A 16,961-nucleotide genomic window follows, 5' to 3' on the forward strand; every position below is an offset into this window, starting at 1 on the left:
TTTATGATATTAACGTTTAATCCAGGAAAGTTAGAAAGACAAGAGTTTTTTAAGGAGCTTATTAACTATCTTTGGATACATGATGATGTAACACTAAGACAAATAAAGTCCCACTTTACAGACTATTCTAAAATTGACCGTTTGTTAGAAGAATATATTAATCATGGATATATCCTTCGCCAAAATAAACGCTACAGTCTTAACCTTCCTTTTCTGAGTTCGCTGGATGGATTAGCATTAGATGATTTGGTTTTCATAGATTCTGATAGTCAAATCTATCAGTTATTACAGAAGCGAAAATTTGTGACAAATTTAGATAACCAAACCAATCACTTGGTATTTGTAGAAGAGACAGATTTTGAAAGAAACACTTTGACTCTTTCTAATTATTTCTATAAACTAACTAACGGTTATCCACTTTCAAGAGAACAAAAAAAGCTTTATCAACTTTTAGGAGATGTTAATTCGGAATATGCTTTAAAATATATGTCAAGCTTTATATTGAAATTTCTTCGCAAGGATAGTGTTAAGCAAAAACGTACAGATATTTTTATCCAAGCTTTAGAATTACTTGGATATATTAGCTTAAACCAAGATACTACCTATCGTTTAAATGCTAAACTTGATGTTGAAGCTTTAAAGATTTACTTAACATAAAAAAGACTGGAAGTTTGTCCAGTCTTTTTTAGTCAACTTTTGTCATCAACCAGAGAAAATAGGGGGCACCAATTATTGATACAACCAATCCAGTGGGAATACCTGTACCAACTAAGAGGAGACGACCTATAGTATCTGATACCAATAGGATAATAGCACCAATAAGAAGACAGCTAGGTAGTATAATTTTATGGTTATTTCCTAATAGTCGTCTACTTAAGTGCCCAGCGAGTAAGCCTATAAAAGTAATATTACCAATTAAGACGACGCTAATAGCAGCAAGGCTACTTGCCAGCACCAAAGTATATATTCTTTCCTTTTTTAAATGAAGTCCTAGAGCGAGAGCAGTCTGCTCGTTTAAGTTCATAATATTAAGGTGGCGACTGTGACTATATGCTAATCCCCATAACAAAATGAGAATCGGGATAAAAGTGATAATGGTAGTCCAGGAACTAATTGTAATTTTTCCACTAAGCCATTCAACGATCATATCCATTTTTTGATTATTAGACTGACTAATAATAGAAATCATAATGCCTGAAATCATTGTAGATATACCGATACCAGTGACGATTAATCGTGTAGGGCTAATATTGTGATTTCTTCTGTATGACATAAGATAGACAAGAAAAATAGTTACCAACCCTCCAAACATAGCAAGTAGGGGTAAAAAGTATAAGATAGTCGGATTACTAACATTAAATGTTCCTATGGTTAGAGCGATTACTAATCCAGCTCCAGCATTGATACCAAGAATACCGGAATCAGCTAGTGGATTTTTGGTTAATGTCTGTAATAGCAACCCAGCAATTCCTAAAGAAGCTCCCCCAAAGATACAGACAATAATACGAGGTAAACGAATGTTAGTAATGATAAAAAGGAAGGCATCATCAGATTTTCCACTTATTAGTTTTAAAACGTCAATAACGGAAGTATTAGCATAGCCAAGTGAAATTGATACTAGTATTAATAATAGTAGGATAATGACAGATGATATTAAAACAAAAGGAGCTTTATTTTTTTGAATCATAGATTTTTCCCTTTTCTAATTAACCATAGGAAACATGGAAGCCCTACGATACTGATTATAGAACTAATTGGTGTCTCTGAAGGGGGATTTATAATACGAGATGATAAGTCTACCCAGATCATGAAAGTAGCCCCTGAAAATCCTATTAAAGGCAATAACAGACGATAATCTTTGGGAATAAAAAGCTTAATAAAATGTGGAATAATCAATCCAATGAAAGAAACGGTTCCTATCAAAGCGACTGATGAAGCCGATAAAAACAAAACAATAAGTAATAGAAACGCAGTCATTAATTGAGTTTTTTGTCCTAATGCTTTAGCCACAGATTCATTAAGGCTCAAGATAGTTAATTGATGTGCTAGGAGTTGTGAAATAAGTAAATCTAAAATAATGATAGGTGCTATTATGATTAGCATTTTCCAGTTAATTTGGGATAAACCACCTGCTTGCCAACCGATAACAGTTCGATTGAGTTTAAAGTATAATGTAACCACTTGTCCGACAGACGTAAAAAGTGTGGAGAACATCGCTCCGGCTAAAATGAGTCGTAGTTGGTGGTAACCCTTTTGCTTTGTATAAGAGAGTGTGAAGACTAAAAGACAAGAAATGACAGACCCTAGTAAGCAGACTATGAGAATCGTACTATAGTGCATGCTCCCTAAAAAAGCATATGCAACAACAAGGGCTAACCCAGCTCCGGCGTTAATACCTAGTAGTCCAGGATCAGCAATGGCGTTTCGAGTGACTCCCTGCATAATAGCACCTGCTTGTGACATAGCTGCACCTACTAAGATAGCTGCAATTATGCGTGGTAGTCTAATGTCAAAAATAACATCCTGAGCATTAGAGTTTTTTAAGGGATTTTTTAAAACGGTTATTAAATCACTAGTCTTGAAATTGATAGCACCAAATCGTAAGCTAGCGTAACAACCAATAAGAAATAGTATAAGTGTTATGAAAAAAACAAGCCAAAAATGATTTGACTTATTTTTTTGAACGAGTTTTTTTGAAGCTTTAAACATAAGAGGAGCTTTCTTTTAATTTGTATTTTCTTTGATAGCCTTTGTAAATGATTTTAATTGAGCTTCTAAAGATAGAGGGTCAGAGAAATAAAACACGTCGTAGTTACTTTCTATGATGTGCCCTTTTTTGACAGCTGGTAAATTCTTCCAGACATCACTTTCTTTAAGTGATGAAGCTGCTTTTTTAGTCGTTTTGTTTATATTAACAAGGGCATAATCTCCAACGTAATCACCGATTGCTTCTTGCGAAACGGTAAACCACCCTTTTTTAAAGACATCTTTTTTGACTTTTTCTGGGGCAGCATAACCTAGTGAATCATAGATTAGTTCTCCACCGCGTCCAAAATTATTACCATATAAATAGATATTTTTATCATAAAAATCCATAATGGTAAAAGTAGTGTTAGGTTTTAAGATATGGTGTAAATCTTTTTTGGCAGCGAGAGTTTTAGTTTTCCATTGGCTAACCCACTGATTAGCTTCTTTTTCTTTACCGAATACTTTCCCCAAAGCTGGCATCATATCTAAATAATTTTGTGCACCATATTTAATAACTAAAGTTGGTGCAATTTTTTTCAGAGTATTGATGTTTGGATCTTGATCAAAAACCATGATTAAATCAGGTTTTTGTGCGGCAATAGCTTCTGTATCATCAGCAGTTAATTTTTTAGCTCCTTTCAGTTGCTTACCAAAAACGGGGCTATCTTTTTCTAAGTCTAAACTGTAACTTGAAACATTAACTCCTAGTTTTAATAAATATCCAGTGTAAGAATATGTAAAATTAATTACTTTTTTCGGATTTTCAGGAATTTTTCCATAATAGGTGAAGCCTTCAATTTTAGGCATTTTAGAAATAGTTGTTTTAGTGCTTTCTTCTTTAGTTTGTTGTCCGCAAGATACCAAAAAGAAGGTCAGTAGTGTGAGGACAATAATTCCAATTTTTTTCATAAGATAACATCTCCTAAATAATATTAATTTTGATCAGTTGATAATTGATAAGATAACAAAACAGGTTGTTTACTAATAGGGTCCTGAATGATATGAGCATCAATCTTAAAAATATCTTTGATAATATCTTTAGTCATGATCTGACTAGGACTACCTTCATAGATAATTTTACCGGTTTTCATTGCAACTAGATAATCAGAATAGCGCGCAGACAGGTTTAGGTCGTGTAGGACCATAATAATTGTTTTTTGCGTTTCGTTATTAAGTTTTTTGAGCAATTCTAAGACTTCTAATTGATGATTCATGTCAAGATAAGTTGTAGGTTCGTCTAAAAAGATAGTATCTGTATCTTGTGCTAAAGCCATAGCAATCCATACTTTTTGCCTCTGACCTCCTGAAAGGTCATCAACATCTCTATTAGCAAATTGCGCTACGTTAGTCATTTCCATCGCCCAATGGATTTTACTACGATCGTCATTTGTCAAATTGCCAAGGTATTTTTGGTGTGGGAACCGTCCATAAGATATTAGTTCATAAACTGTTATCCCTTCAGTTGCTTCTAACACCTGTGGGAGAAGTGCAATCTTCTTAGCAATTTCCTTTGTGGGTAAATGTGCAATATCATGACCATCAATAGTGATAGTACCATCTTTTATTTTATGGATGCGTGTGAGAGCCTTCAAAAGAGTAGACTTTCCACATCCATTGGCACCAATAATCGTTGTTATTTTTTGGTTAAGTATACTGAGGGAAAGATTATTGATGATTTCTTTCTGATCGTAAGATACAATAATGTTTTCTGCTTTTATGTGAGACATAGAGAACCTTTCTAGCAAAAAATTAAGTTCATTATAACATAGAAAAAAGGCTTACAAAAGCCTTTTTTAGCATTAATTAAGAAAAATGTGAACAAAATGATAATTATTTAGAATGATTCAAAATAGTATCAATAATCATTATTGTTTAGCTTTTTTTATCGTTTAAGGTATTTTTTCGCAACTTCTAAATCTCCAGAGTAATTGTCATGATTTCCTTTGATAATTTGATAAGCATCTGCCCCTTTACCAGCGATAATAATTGCATCTAGTTTGCAATTAGTAAGAGTACTGGCATTAGCAATTGCTTCTTCTCGATCAATGATGATAGTAACCGGACGATTAATATGGCTTGCTATTTCTTGTGAGATAACTAAGGGATCTTCAAAATTAGGATCATCTGCAGTGAGTATCACTTGTAGATTAGGATGTTGATTAATGACATCTCCGAAGTCTTTACGACGGCTTTGACCTTTATTACCAGGAGCTCCGAGCACTAATATAATATCCCCTTTTTGGTGTTCCTCAACAACAGCTAATAATTTCTTCAAACTGTCTCCGTTGTGGGCATAGTCAACGAAAATCTTTGCGCCGTTGGTTTGTGTTAGGACTTCCATGCGGCCAGGAACGGTAGTTTGTGCAATTCCGTTTTTTATATCTTCAATTGAAACACCAAGTCGGAGACAAGCAAGTCCAGCTGCGATAGCATTTTCTTGATTGAATTTTCCAATCAGCTTGATATCGTAGGTGTTCTCCAACTTTCCTTTGACATGGAAAGAAAAGGCCTGTGATTCTGTGATAACATTTTCAGAATAATCTCCATAGAAATCATGAGGAATATATTCTACCTGTTCTTTGACAATATTAAAATGATCCATCTGACTATTTACAACAACAGCATTGCTATTCTCCATCAAGAGCCGTTTGTGGAAAAAATAATCTTCGAATGTAGGGTGCTCGATAGGACCAATATGATCGGGACTAATATTTAAGAAAACGCCAACGTCAAAGGTTAAACCATAAACACGTTTGGTTAGGTATGCTTGGCTTGATACTTCCATAACTAAGTGTGTCATTTGATTCTCAACAGCTGTAGCCATCATCCGAAATAAATCAAGACTCTCGGGGGTTGTGAGATGTGATTTAAAGAAAGATTTACCATCTAATGTTGTGTTCATAGTTGAGAGCATAGCAGGACGATGGTTTACTTTTAACATATGATAAGCAAAGTAAGCCGCAGTTGTTTTTCCTTTTGTTCCAGTAAAAGCTAGAAGTTTAAGTTTGTTTTGTGGGTTATTATAGAAAGACATAGATATCAAACTCATGGCTTTTTTGATATCATTGACTAATATCACTGGAATATCGGCGCCGTAATCTATCTCAGAAACGTAAAAAGAAAGGCCTGCTGTGATTGCAGAATCTAGATATTCTTTTTTAAAAGTAGCACCCTTAGCGAAAAATAAAGTATCAGATGAAATTTGACGACTATCATATGATAAGGCATTAAAAGTTACATTTTGTGTCCAGTTATAATAATAATGCTCATGAAACAAAATCTCTCTGAAATTATGGTCATTTTTTAAAATTTCTAAAATTTTATCTATTGTAATCATACTCCTTATTTTAGACTTTATGTTCTCGTTTTACAAGTCTAAGGTAAAAGTTTATAATAAAGTGATATTTCTGAGATTTTTGTCTTTTAAATGCTAAATAATATTGAAAATAGAAAGTTTACCATGTCACAAAAAACAACAAAAGTTAGTCAGCAAGAACAAATGGTCAAAGGGACGGCTTGGTTAACAGCAGGGAATTTCATTAGTCGCTTGCTGGGAGCCATCTATATTATCCCTTGGTATGCTTGGATGGGAAAGCATGCTGCCGAAGCAAATGCTTTATTTGGGATGGGATATGAAATCTATGCTTTATTTCTTTTGATATCAACTGTTGGAATTCCAGTAGCAGTTGCAAAACAGGTATCTAAGTATAACACTTTAGGTAAAGAAGAGATGAGCATTTACCTGGTTCGGAAAATCTTGCAGTTTATGCTGATTTTAGGTGGAGTTTTTGCATTAATTATGTATATTGGTTCACCTCTATTTGCTTCACTTAGTAAAGGAGGACAAGAACTCGTTCCAATATTGCGTAGTCTAACTCTAGCTGTTTTAGTTTTTCCTTCAATGAGTGTTTTACGTGGTTTTTTTCAAGGTTTTAATAATTTAAAACCGTATGCCATTAGTCAAGTCGCTGAGCAGATTATACGTGTCATATGGATGTTATTAACTGCTTTCTATATTATGCGTCTAGGATCAGGAGATTATATTGCCGCTGTGACACAGTCAACATTCGCCGCCTTTGTCGGTATGTTTGCTAGTATAGCTGTGCTGCTTTATTTCTTATGGCGTTATAATATGCTATCTGCCTTGATCGGTAAAACTCCAGAGCACATTAAATTAGATACTAAAGAAATACTAATTGAGACTGTTAAGGAAGCAATCCCTTTTATTATTACTGGTGCAGCAATTCAAATTTTCAAATTGATTGATCAGTTTTCATTTGGGAATACGATGGCGCTCTTTACGAATTATTCAAGTGAAGAATTACGGGTTATGTTTGCTTACTTTTCAAGCAACCCTGGTAAAGTTACGATGATTCTAATTGCTGTTGCTACCGCAATTGCTGGAGTTGGTATTCCATTGTTAACAGAGAATTTTGTTAAGAATGATAAAAAAGCCGCCGCTCGTTTGGTTGTTAATAATTTACAAATGTTACTAATGTTTTTACTGCCAGCTGTTGCAGGATCCGTTATTTTAGCAAAACCTTTGTATACAGTCTTTTATGGGTTACCGCAGGGACAAGCTTTAGGGCTTTTTGTCATATCTCTTATTCAAACAATTATTTTATCTATTTATACTGTTTTAGCACCAATGCTACAAGCATTGTTTGAAAATCGTAAAGCTATTATTTACTTCCTATATGGTCTGGCGGCAAAAGTTATTTTACAAGTTCCCTCCATTTTCCTTTTCCATGCCTATGGACCACTTTTCTCAACGACAGTAGCTCTTTGTATCCCAGTAATTCTTATGTATTTGAAAATACATGAAATTACAGGATTTAAACGCCAAGCTATTCGTCGTACAAGTGCTTTAGTCCTTATTCTAACGCTATTAATGAGCTTTATTATTTCTATGATAATATGGTTAATGAACCTGGTTATTGTACCCGATAGTAGACTGGTAAGTCTAGTTTACATTATCGTTATCGGTGCAATAGGTTTAGGGGTATATGGCTTTATGGCACTGGCCACCCATCTACTTGATAAGATGATTGGCAGTCGTGCTCAAGACTTACGCCGAAAGTTGCACCTTAACTAATGAAAAACTAGGTTAGACAGAATTGTTTAACCTAGTTTTTTGACGACCAAAATTATTTGTGAAATTTTAAGGTAGTCACAATATAGTGAGCTTATTTTTATGTTATAATTAAATGGAGAAATATGAGGTGAAAGATGTCTTACGAAAAGCTTTTAGAACGATTTTTAACATACGTCAAAATAAATACAAGAAGTAATCCTAATAGTACACAAACGCCAACAACTCAAAGTCAAGTTGACTTTGCTTTAACAGTTTTAAAACCAGAAATGGAAGCAATTGGTTTAAAAGATGTTCATTATTTACCTTCTAATGGGTATTTGGTTGGAACCTTACCTGCTACAAGCGACCGCTTACGCCATAAAATAGGTTTTATATCCCATATGGATACAGCTGATTTTAATGCTGAAAATATTACTCCACAAATTGTTGACTATAAAGGTGGAGATATTGAACTTGGAGACTCAGGTTACATTTTAAGTCCAAAAGATTTTCCAAATTTAAATAATTACCATGGGCAAACATTGATTACAACAGATGGTAAAACCTTACTGGGAGCAGACGATAAGTCTGGTATAGCAGAAATCATGACAGCTATGGAATATTTGGCTTCGCATCCAGAAATTGAGCACTGTGAAATTAGAGTTGGCTTTGGACCAGATGAAGAAATTGGTATAGGTGCAGATAAATTTGATGTTAAAGATTTTGATGTTGATTTTGCCTATACAGTGGATGGTGGACCACTAGGAGAATTACAGTATGAAACCTTTAGTGCAGCTGGTTTAGAGCTTACATTTGAAGGACGAAACGTTCACCCTGGAACTGCAAAAAATCAAATGATTAATGCTTTACAGCTTGCTATGGATTTTCATAGTCAATTACCAGAAAATGAACGTCCTGAACAAACAGATGACTATCAAGGATTTTATCACTTATATGATTTAAGTGGAACAGTTGATCAAGCTAAAAGTTCATATATCATTCGAGATTTTGAGGAAGTTGATTTCTTAAAACGTAAGCAATTGGCTCAAGATATCGCTGATAATATGAATGAAGCATTACAATCTGAACGTGTAAAGGTTAAACTATACGATCAATATTACAACATGAAGAAAGTTATTGAAAAAGACATGACACCTATCAACATTGCTAAAGAAGTAATGGAAGAGTTAGACATCAAGCCAATCATAGAACCGATTCGTGGTGGTACAGATGGCTCTAAAATTTCCTTTATGGGAATCCCTACTCCTAATCTTTTTGCAGGTAGTGAAAACATGCATGGACGCTTTGAATTTGTTAGTCTACAAACAATGGAAAAAGCAGTTGATGTTATTTTAGGCATCGTTGCTAAGGATTAGTAAAGAAATATCAGATTGGAGTGGTTAAATGATAAAATTATTTGGGAAGATACGTTATCACTGGCAACCTGAACTTTCTTGGGCTATTATTTATTGGTCAATAGCCATTGCACCAATTTTTATTGGTTTATCTCTGCTATATGAAAGAACTGAGATTCCGAGTCAGGTATTTGTTCTATTTGCCATCTTTATTGTTTTAGTGGGCATTGGATTTCATCGCTATTTTGTTATTGAAGAAGATGGATATCTTAGGATTGTATCTTTTAACTTTTTAAGACGATCTAAGTTTCCAATTGAAGATATTGCTAAAATTGAGGTCACTAAATCAAGTGTCACTATCAAATTTAATAATAACCATGAGCGTATTTTTTACATGCGAAAATGGCCTAAAAAATATTTTTTAGATGCACTAGCTATTGAACCTAAATTTAAGGGAGAAGTGGAGCTTCTCGATAATTTGATTAAAATGGATTATTTTGAATGTTATCGCTACGATAAAAAAGCTCTTACAAAATCGTAAGAGCTTTGGTGGGACATGATTTAACTGCTAAAACAGTATCTTGATCAGAATTTGGAATTTCTTTTTCTAGGTTATCTGTATCGGAAAATTTAACGATACCATCATCTTGATAATCAAAAATATTTGAATATGTTTGGCAAAGCCCGCAGGCAATACATTTTTCTGGAATTAGTGCAACTTTCATAGTATTATTGTAATACTTATTGATACGATTAACAAGGGGGAAGTCATGGCGAAAAAACCATGGGAAAAAAAAGTTGTGGAAAACAATAGTCATAGAAAAGACAAAATTACAAGAACGAGTAGAGGTGTGGTGTCAAGTACTCCTTGGATTACCGCTTTCTTGAGTGCATTCTTTGTTATTGTCGTTGCTATTTTATTTATAGTATTTTATACTTCAAATAGAGGAGAAGACAGAGCAAAAGAAACTTCTGGTTTTTATGGTGCTTCAAGTCAAAAAGTTAATAGTTCTAAAACGAAAAAAGCATCTACAAGTAAGAAAACAACCTCATCATCAAAAACTAAAACTAGTGATAAATCAACAACATCTTCTAGTACAGTAGCAAGTTCGAGTGAGACATCGACATCATCTTCAGTAAACGGTGGAACAATCGTAGTTCAACCAGGTGAGGGAGCAGCCTCCATAGCTGCTCGTGCAGGTATCTCAGTTGCTCGTTTACAAGAACTTAATCCTGGTCATATGACCTCAGGGTATTGGTATGCTAATCCAGGCGATCCTGTGGTTGTAAATTAAGGGGAGGATTATGAACTCAATTAATATTGCTATTGATGGACCAGCATCAAGTGGAAAAAGTACTGTCGCTAAGATTATTGCTAAAAATTTGAATTACACTTACCTTGATACAGGTGCTATGTATCGTTGTGCTACTTATCTGGCTTTACAGCATGGATATGAAGCACAAGATGTTTCGAAAATTTTAGGACTCCTAGCTGAAAGACCGATTTCTTTTGGTAAAGCAGAAGATGGCAGCCAGACAGTCTTTCTTGGCACAGAAGAAGTTACTTTAGCTATCCGTCAAAACGATGTTACTAACAATGTCTCGTGGGTTTCTGCTATTCCAGAGATTCGTGAAGAGTTAGTAAACCAGCAGCGTCGTATAGCCAAAGATGGTGCTATTATAATGGATGGTCGTGACATAGGAACAGTTGTTTTGCCAGATGCAGAATTAAAGATTTTTTTAGTGGCTTCTGTTGATGAAAGAGCTGAGCGTCGCTTTAAAGAAAATCAAGAAAAAGGCATTGAGAGTGATTTTGAAACACTGAAATCAGAAATTGCTGCTCGTGATTATAAAGATAGCCATCGAGAAGTTTCACCATTAGAGGCAGCAGAAGATGCTATTGAATTTGATACTACAGGAGTATCAATTGAAGGTGTTGTAACTTTTATCCAAGAAAAAGCAGAAAAAATAATTGACATGAAGAATTAGTCATGATATACTAGTTGCAATGAGAAAAGCAGAAGTGAGAACTTCTCGCCTTGCGACTTAGGTTGTCTGGCCCAACATGTCAAGATTCCATCTAGGAAGATTATATGTGCGGGCTTGATTTATCAAGTCCGCTTTCGTTTTTCTCTAAAAAAATAAAGAGGTGAAGATCATAGCTAAAAAAGATCTATTCATTAACGATGAAATTCGCGTTCGTGAAGTTCGTCTGGTTGGTCTCGAGGGTGAACAATTAGGTATTAAACCATTGTCTGAAGCTCAAGCAATTGCAGATGATGCTAATGTTGATTTGGTTTTAATTCAGCCACAAGCTACACCACCTGTTGCGAAAATTATGGACTATGGTAAGTTCAAATTTGAGTATCAAAAGAAACAAAAAGAACAACGTAAAAAACAAAGCGTTGTTACTGTTAAGGAAGTTCGTCTTAGCCCAGTTATTGATAAAGGGGATTTTGAAACAAAACTTCGTAACGGTCGTAAGTTCCTTGAAAAAGGTAACAAAGTTAAAGTTTCTATCCGATTCAAAGGACGTATGATTACTCATAAAGAAATTGGAGCAAAGGTATTGGCGGAATTTGCTGAAGCGACACAAGATATCGCTATTATTGAGCAAAGAGCTAAGATGGATGGTCGCCAAATGTTTATGCAACTTGCACCAATTCCAGACAAGAAATAATTGTCGACTTTATAGTATTATTTAAGAGGAGAATTTAAAATGCCAAAACAAAAAACACACCGCGCATCAGCTAAACGCTTTAAACGCACAGGTTCAGGTGGATTGAAACGCTTCCGCGCGTTTACTTCACACCGTTTCCACGGTAAAACTAAAAAACAACGTCGTCATCTTCGTAAAGCTACTATGGTTTCATCAGGAGATTTCAAACGTATTAAAGCAATGCTTACTCGCCTTAAATAATAAGGTCTCTGTAAACATTTACTACATATTATAAAGGATTATTTGGAGGAAATATAAATGGCTCGTGTTAAAGGTGGAGTTGTTTCACGTAAACGTCGTAAACGCGTACTTAAATTAGCTAAAGGTTACTATGGTGCAAAACATATCTTGTTCCGTACTGCAAAAGAACAAGTAATGAATTCTTACTACTATGCATACCGTGACCGTCGTCAGAAAAAACGTGACTTCCGTAAATTATGGATCACTCGTATCAATGCGGCTGCTCGTATGAATGGTTTATCATATTCACAATTGATGCACGGTTTGAAATTAGCTGAAATCGAAGTTAACCGTAAAATGCTTGCTGATTTAGCAGTTAACGATGCAGCAGCTTTCACAGCTCTTGCAGATGCAGCTAAAGCTAAACTTGGTAAATAAGAATTAAAAAAGTTGGGTTTGCCTAACTTTTTTTAATTACTAGAAAGAAAGTACCTATATTATAATTTTAGTGAAAAGTTTCGTTCTATATATGTAGAATGAAACTTTTTTGTTTTATTTCGATATCTTTATTATTGTTATAATTTTCCTTTTTGATTTTTATTGTTTTATAGTATTATTCCGTATAAAAAGCACCTCAATCGTTGGATTGAGGTGTGGATTAAACTTTAAATGGCAAGGATTATTTTTTAGATGTTTTATGTGTCTTATTAGGATCTTGCAATTCCAAGTAACTTGGAGCATGGAAGAGATCAACTGTTGATTTGTTGTTATGTTTGCTGTATATGCTTGTTGAACGATCTTTCAATTTACGTTCTTTAGCTTTGAGTGCTTTAAGAGAATGTGTGTAATTGAATTTTTCAACTTCTACAGTTTTCAAACCATTGTTTTCATCAAATCGTAGTAAATCTCCAGTTTGAATCGAATCACTTGTAGATAATTGTTTATTAGTAGCATCTCGAATAGCTTTTATTTCAGCTTTAGTTGTTTCATCAGGATTTGTGATTTCTTGTCCTGAATCAGTGTAATAGAGATGTCCACTATAGTTAGTGTATTTAGGAGTAATATACTGACCAGTTGTTCTCATAGCGACCATTTGTTTATTATCTTTAGATAATAAGTCTTGTCCTAACTGAGTATATTTAGACGTATCTATTCCTAGAATATGAAGTAAAGTTGGTAAATTATCTACCTCACCACCGTATGTATTACTGATAAAACCTTTTGAATAGCCAGGAATGTGGATCATATATGGAACACGTTGTAACATAGCGTTGTCGTATTCAGACCATGTTTCAGGGTCTTTACCTAATAATTCAGCTAAGCTAGGATTGCGTGTATTAGAAATACCGTAGTGATCCCCATACATTACAATAATAGAATTATCATACACACCAGCAGCTTTTAGATATTCAAAAAATGATTTAAGAGCTGTATCAAGGTAGTTTGCTGTGGCGAAATAACCGTTAATCGTTTCATCGTTAGTCTTTGCAAGTGGGAATCCCTCTTCGTCAGACTCTCCCTTCAAACTTGTGTAAGGGTAATGGTTACTTACTGTAATAAATTTAGTATAAAACGGTTGTTGCATGTGCTCTAGATATTTGATAGAGTCAGCAAACATATATTTATCATTCAAACCGTATTGGAATGAATTATCTTTGGTTTGTTTTGAGAAGTAGCTAGAGTCAAAGAAGTAGTCATAACCCCACTGTTTGTAAGCATTATTTCTATTCCAAAATGTTCCGACGTTTCCGTGGAAGACCGCACTACTGTAACCACCATTTTGAGCTAAGATATGTGGAGCAGCAAATTGTGTATTTTCACCACCATAATTAACCATGAATGAACCACTACTTAGACCAAAAAGTGAGTTTTCCATGAGTGTTTCAGCATCGGATGTCTTACCAGCTTTGACTTGATGGAAGAAGTTAGAGAAGGAAATAGTCTCTTTCGAATGATAAAGGCTGTTAATAAATGGAGTAACCACATGTTCTTTACCATCAACATTTAATTTATAGTCAATCAAGAATTGTTGAAAACTCTCCAAGTGAATCATGATAACGTTTCGCCCTTTTCCGATACCATAATATTCTGGATTGGGTTTGGCATAATGCTCTGCTACATATTTTTTGGCAGTCGCTAATTCTTGTGCAGTGGCACCATTTCTTTCTTTCTGTGCTTGATAAGTTTGATTACCACTATAAATCGAAAATGATGGCAAGCCAAGAGCTTTAACAATATAGGTGTTTGAAAAACCACGACTTAGTAGTTCTGGACGATCAATTTCAGCTAAGAATAAGTTAATTGAAAAGAGTAAACCAGACAAAGCTGTGATAGAAAAACTAGCACGTTTATTAAATGGACGATCATCTAAGTGGATTTTCTTGGTTGCAAACAAGAAAATAAGGATAATGAAATCGAAAACGTAGACAAGATCCCAAATTCTCAATAGATTAAGAGCAGAGTCTCCAAGGCCAGCCGAAGTTTTACTACTAGCCAAGACGGCGCTAACTGTAATGAAATCGGAAAACTCTCTATAGTAGATTGCGTTTGCAATTAGAAGGATATTTACGATAGCATAGGTGATAAAAGCGGTAATATAAAAAGCTTTGGTTCGCTTAACATATAAGGCCAAACCTATGATTAAGAGTCCTAAGGGGATGGGGTTTATAATGGTCAAAAACAACTGATAGGAATTTTCTAAACCTAAATTAAAATCAGTATGGTAAGCCCAAATTGTCTTTAACCAATATATAACTACTAACAATAAAATAAAGCCGAGTCGTGTATTGATCGCACGGCTAGCAAAATCTTTAATTTTTTTCACAGTAGGAACTTCCTTTAATTTTTTTCCTAAAGATAAAATCTCAGATTAAATTATAACATAAAATTTTGTAACATACGGTAAAGAAAGGTCGAATTCAGTATGAAAAAAGATAAAAATTTGTTATAATACTGTTTATGAATAAACTTAAAGTGAATTCTGTCGTTGAAAGAAAAATCAAATCAGGTGCTCAGTTACTGGAAAAAAAAGATTTTGATACCAGTTTAGTTAACCAGTTGGTTCAACTTTTTTCACAGTCAAATCAATTCTTAGGGATGGCCTATCTTTCACCACAAAATAAAGGTATTGGTTGGTTACTATCAAGACAAGTTTTTGATTTTAACCATGATTACTTTGTATCGCTATTCGAAAAATCTAGAGAGAAGCGTCAAAAATTTGAAAAATCCAGTCAAACAACAGCCTACCGCTTGTTTAATCAGGATGGAGATAACTTTGGTGGCCTAACTATAGATTTTTATAGTGACTATGCTCTTTTTTCGTGGTACAATGAATTTGTTTATACTAATCGACAAATGATTGTTGCAGCCTTTAAGCAGGTCTATCCTAATATTAAAGGGGCATATGAAAAAATTCGTTTCAAAGGTTTAGACTTTGAAAGTGCTCATTTGTACGGTCAAGAGGCTCCTGAATCATTTTTGATTTTAGAAAATAATATCAAATATAGTGTCTTTTTGAATGATGGATTAATGACAGGTATTTTCCTTGACCAACATGATGTCAGAAAAGCCTTAGCAACTAATCTATCAGAAGGTAAAAAAGTTCTAAATATGTTTTCATACACTGCGGCTTTTTCTGTAGCTGCAGCTGTTGGAGGAGCATTAGAGACAACTTCTGTTGATTTAGCAAAACGCTCGCGTGAACTTTCAAAAGCACACTTTGATGCTAATCAGATTGTCACAGATAACCATCGATTTATCGTTATGGATGTTTTTGAATATTATAAGTATGCCAAAAGAAAACATCTATCATATGATGTGATTGTTATTGATCCACCAAGTTTTGCTCGAAATAAAAAACAAACTTTTTCGGTTACTAAAGATTACTATAAATTAATTGAACAAGCTTTAGATATTTTAACCCCTGGTGGAACTATCATTGCATCAACTAACGCAGCTAATCTAACCGTATCACAATTTAAGAAACAATTGGAAAAGGGGTTTGGTAAAGCTTCACATAATTACATTAGCTTACAGCAGTTGCCTGAAGATTTCACTGTAAATGATAAGGACCAACAAAGTAATTATTTAAAAGTATTTACAATAAAGGTAAAATAATGAAAATAGTAGTACCAGTAATGCCTCGCAGTCTTGAAGAGGCTCAAGAAATAGATTTATCAAAATTTGATAGTGTTGATATTATTGAATGGCGAGCTGATGCCTTACCAAAGGATGACATTATTAATGTAGCTCCAGCTATTTTTGAGAAATTCGCAGGTCATGAAATTATTTTTACTCTTCGTACAACGCGTGAAGGTGGTAATATTGTCTTATCTGATGCTGAGTATGTTGAGCTAATCCAGAAAATTAATTCTATCTACAATCCAGATTATATTGATTTTGAGTATTTTTCACATAAAGAAGTTTTTCAAGAAATGCTAGAATTTCCAAATTTAGTCCTGTCTTATCACAATTTTCAAGAGACACCGGAGAATATTATGGAGATATTTTCAGAATTAACAGCCCTAGCACCACGAGTTGTGAAAATCGCAGTAATGCCAAAGAATGAACAAGATGTCTTAGACGTTATGAATTACACTCGCGGTTTCAAGACTATTAATCCTGATCAAGTTTATGCGACGGTATCTATGAGTAAAATTGGACGTATTTCTCGTTTTGCTGGTGATGTAACTGGATCTAGTTGGACATTTGCATATTTAGATTCATCTATCGCACCCGGACAAATTACTATTTCAGAGATGAAGCGTGTCAAAGCATTGCTTGACGCTGACTGATACGAGATAACAAAATGTTAAATATACTGATGAGATCCCTAGCAATTGCTTAGGGTTTTTGTCTTATTAAAACAAACATGAGAGGACATTAG

At 34.3% G+C, this 16,961-nt stretch carries 18 protein-coding genes and 1 other annotated feature; of the genes, 11 read left to right on the forward strand and 7 right to left on the reverse strand.

All coding sequences use genetic code 11. The annotated features are described in order from the left end of the window. The first annotated feature begins 3 nt into the window (after window positions 1-3). Window positions 4-657, forward strand: coding sequence for a DUF1803 domain-containing protein (locus tag EGX70_RS00755; protein WP_000604060.1), 654 nt, complete (start codon window positions 4-6; stop codon window positions 655-657). Between the two features lie 28 nt (window positions 658-685). Here the strand turns inward: EGX70_RS00755 and EGX70_RS00760 are convergent, their stop codons facing one another. The 5 genes from EGX70_RS00760 to EGX70_RS00780 all read right to left on the reverse strand — a co-directional run bounded on the left by EGX70_RS00760 (window position 686) and on the right by EGX70_RS00780 (window position 6,085). Further along, window positions 686-1,687: an iron ABC transporter permease gene (locus EGX70_RS00760; protein ID WP_000615149.1), complete on the reverse strand. Its 1,002-nt coding sequence runs from the start codon at window positions 1,685-1,687 to the stop codon at window positions 686-688. Then, a complete protein-coding gene (locus tag EGX70_RS00765) occupies window positions 1,684-2,709 on the reverse strand; it encodes an iron ABC transporter permease (RefSeq protein ID WP_123947835.1) in 1,026 nt (341 codons plus the stop codon). The genes EGX70_RS00760 and EGX70_RS00765 overlap by 4 nt, the downstream gene beginning before the upstream one ends. A 15-nt stretch (window positions 2,710-2,724) precedes the next feature. Next, window positions 2,725-3,657 carry an ABC transporter substrate-binding protein gene (locus EGX70_RS00770; RefSeq protein ID WP_000719452.1) on the reverse strand — a complete coding sequence of 311 codons (933 nt, stop codon included), beginning with the start codon at window positions 3,655-3,657 and terminating at the stop codon, window positions 2,725-2,727. A gap of 23 nt (window positions 3,658-3,680) precedes the next feature. Next, the gene (locus EGX70_RS00775; RefSeq protein WP_000018233.1) at window positions 3,681-4,475 is read right to left on the reverse strand and encodes an ABC transporter ATP-binding protein; all 795 of its coding nucleotides are present in this window, start codon (window positions 4,473-4,475) and stop codon (window positions 3,681-3,683) included. Window positions 4,476-4,630: 155 nt separating this feature from the next. Continuing rightward, complete coding sequence (locus tag EGX70_RS00780; RefSeq protein WP_000628272.1) at window positions 4,631-6,085, reverse strand: UDP-N-acetylmuramoyl-L-alanyl-D-glutamate--L-lysine ligase; 1,455 nt, start codon at window positions 6,083-6,085, stop codon at window positions 4,631-4,633. 123 nt (window positions 6,086-6,208) lie between these two features. On the opposite strand from EGX70_RS00780, the gene EGX70_RS00785 reads away from it, so the two are divergent. From EGX70_RS00785 to EGX70_RS00795, 3 genes are all read left to right on the forward strand, one after another. Continuing rightward, complete coding sequence (locus tag EGX70_RS00785) at window positions 6,209-7,843, forward strand: polysaccharide biosynthesis protein (protein WP_000080009.1); 1,635 nt, start codon at window positions 6,209-6,211, stop codon at window positions 7,841-7,843. Window positions 7,844-7,977: 134 nt separating this feature from the next. Beyond that, on the forward strand, window positions 7,978-9,198 hold the full coding sequence (gene pepT / locus EGX70_RS00790) for a peptidase T (RefSeq protein WP_000119585.1): 1,221 nt from the start codon (window positions 7,978-7,980) through the stop codon (window positions 9,196-9,198). Between the two features lie 28 nt (window positions 9,199-9,226). Beyond that, window positions 9,227-9,718 (forward strand): EbsA family protein, encoded by a 492-nt coding sequence (locus EGX70_RS00795; protein WP_000593175.1) that lies wholly within the window; start codon window positions 9,227-9,229, stop codon window positions 9,716-9,718. Here the strand turns inward: EGX70_RS00795 and EGX70_RS00800 are convergent. Beyond that, entirely contained in the window at window positions 9,705-9,902 is a 198-nt protein-coding gene (locus EGX70_RS00800; RefSeq protein ID WP_000861357.1) for a ferredoxin, read from the reverse strand. The two genes, EGX70_RS00795 and EGX70_RS00800, sit on opposite strands and share 14 nt — an antisense overlap. Window positions 9,903-9,947: 45 nt before the next feature. Here EGX70_RS00800 and EGX70_RS00805 point away from each other — a divergent pair, with 45 nt between their 5' ends. The 5 genes from EGX70_RS00805 to rplT all read left to right on the forward strand — a co-directional run bounded on the left by EGX70_RS00805 (window position 9,948) and on the right by rplT (window position 12,514). Beyond that, on the forward strand, window positions 9,948-10,472 hold the full coding sequence (locus tag EGX70_RS00805; protein ID WP_001085534.1) for an SAG1386/EF1546 family surface-associated protein: 525 nt from the start codon (window positions 9,948-9,950) through the stop codon (window positions 10,470-10,472). Between the two features lie 10 nt (window positions 10,473-10,482). Continuing rightward, window positions 10,483-11,166 (forward strand): (d)CMP kinase, encoded by a 684-nt coding sequence (gene cmk / locus EGX70_RS00810; protein ID WP_001084717.1) that lies wholly within the window; start codon window positions 10,483-10,485, stop codon window positions 11,164-11,166. Between the two features lie 20 nt (window positions 11,167-11,186). Next, window positions 11,187-11,312 (forward strand) — a sequence feature (ribosomal protein L20 leader region). A gap of 14 nt (window positions 11,313-11,326) precedes the next feature. Next, window positions 11,327-11,857 (forward strand): translation initiation factor IF-3, encoded by a 531-nt coding sequence (gene infC, locus EGX70_RS00815; protein WP_000691023.1) that lies wholly within the window; start codon window positions 11,327-11,329, stop codon window positions 11,855-11,857. Between the two features lie 39 nt (window positions 11,858-11,896). Continuing rightward, complete coding sequence (gene rpmI, locus EGX70_RS00820; protein ID WP_001125940.1) at window positions 11,897-12,097, forward strand: 50S ribosomal protein L35; 201 nt, start codon at window positions 11,897-11,899, stop codon at window positions 12,095-12,097. Window positions 12,098-12,154: 57 nt separating this feature from the next. Further along, window positions 12,155-12,514, forward strand: coding sequence for a 50S ribosomal protein L20 (gene rplT / locus EGX70_RS00825; RefSeq protein ID WP_000124839.1), 360 nt, complete (start codon window positions 12,155-12,157; stop codon window positions 12,512-12,514). A gap of 241 nt (window positions 12,515-12,755) precedes the next feature. Here the strand turns inward: rplT and EGX70_RS00830 are convergent, their stop codons facing one another. Then, a complete protein-coding gene (locus EGX70_RS00830; RefSeq protein WP_000721261.1) occupies window positions 12,756-14,900 on the reverse strand; it encodes an LTA synthase family protein in 2,145 nt (714 codons plus the stop codon). 134 nt (window positions 14,901-15,034) lie between these two features. Between EGX70_RS00830 and EGX70_RS00835 the strand changes: the two genes are divergently transcribed. Both EGX70_RS00835 and aroD read left to right on the forward strand, forming a co-directional pair. Then, entirely contained in the window at window positions 15,035-16,192 is a 1,158-nt protein-coding gene (locus EGX70_RS00835; protein WP_001037600.1) for a class I SAM-dependent rRNA methyltransferase, read from the forward strand. Beyond that, complete coding sequence (aroD, locus tag EGX70_RS00840; protein ID WP_000707048.1) at window positions 16,192-16,869, forward strand: type I 3-dehydroquinate dehydratase; 678 nt, start codon at window positions 16,192-16,194, stop codon at window positions 16,867-16,869. Before EGX70_RS00835 ends, aroD begins: the two co-directional genes overlap by 1 nt. Window positions 16,870-16,961 lie beyond the last annotated feature (92 nt).

Origin of the sequence: Streptococcus sp. FDAARGOS_522, from assembly GCF_003812445.1 — a bacterium.
In the GTDB taxonomy this organism is placed as follows: Bacteria; Bacillota; Bacilli; order Lactobacillales; family Streptococcaceae; genus Streptococcus; species Streptococcus agalactiae.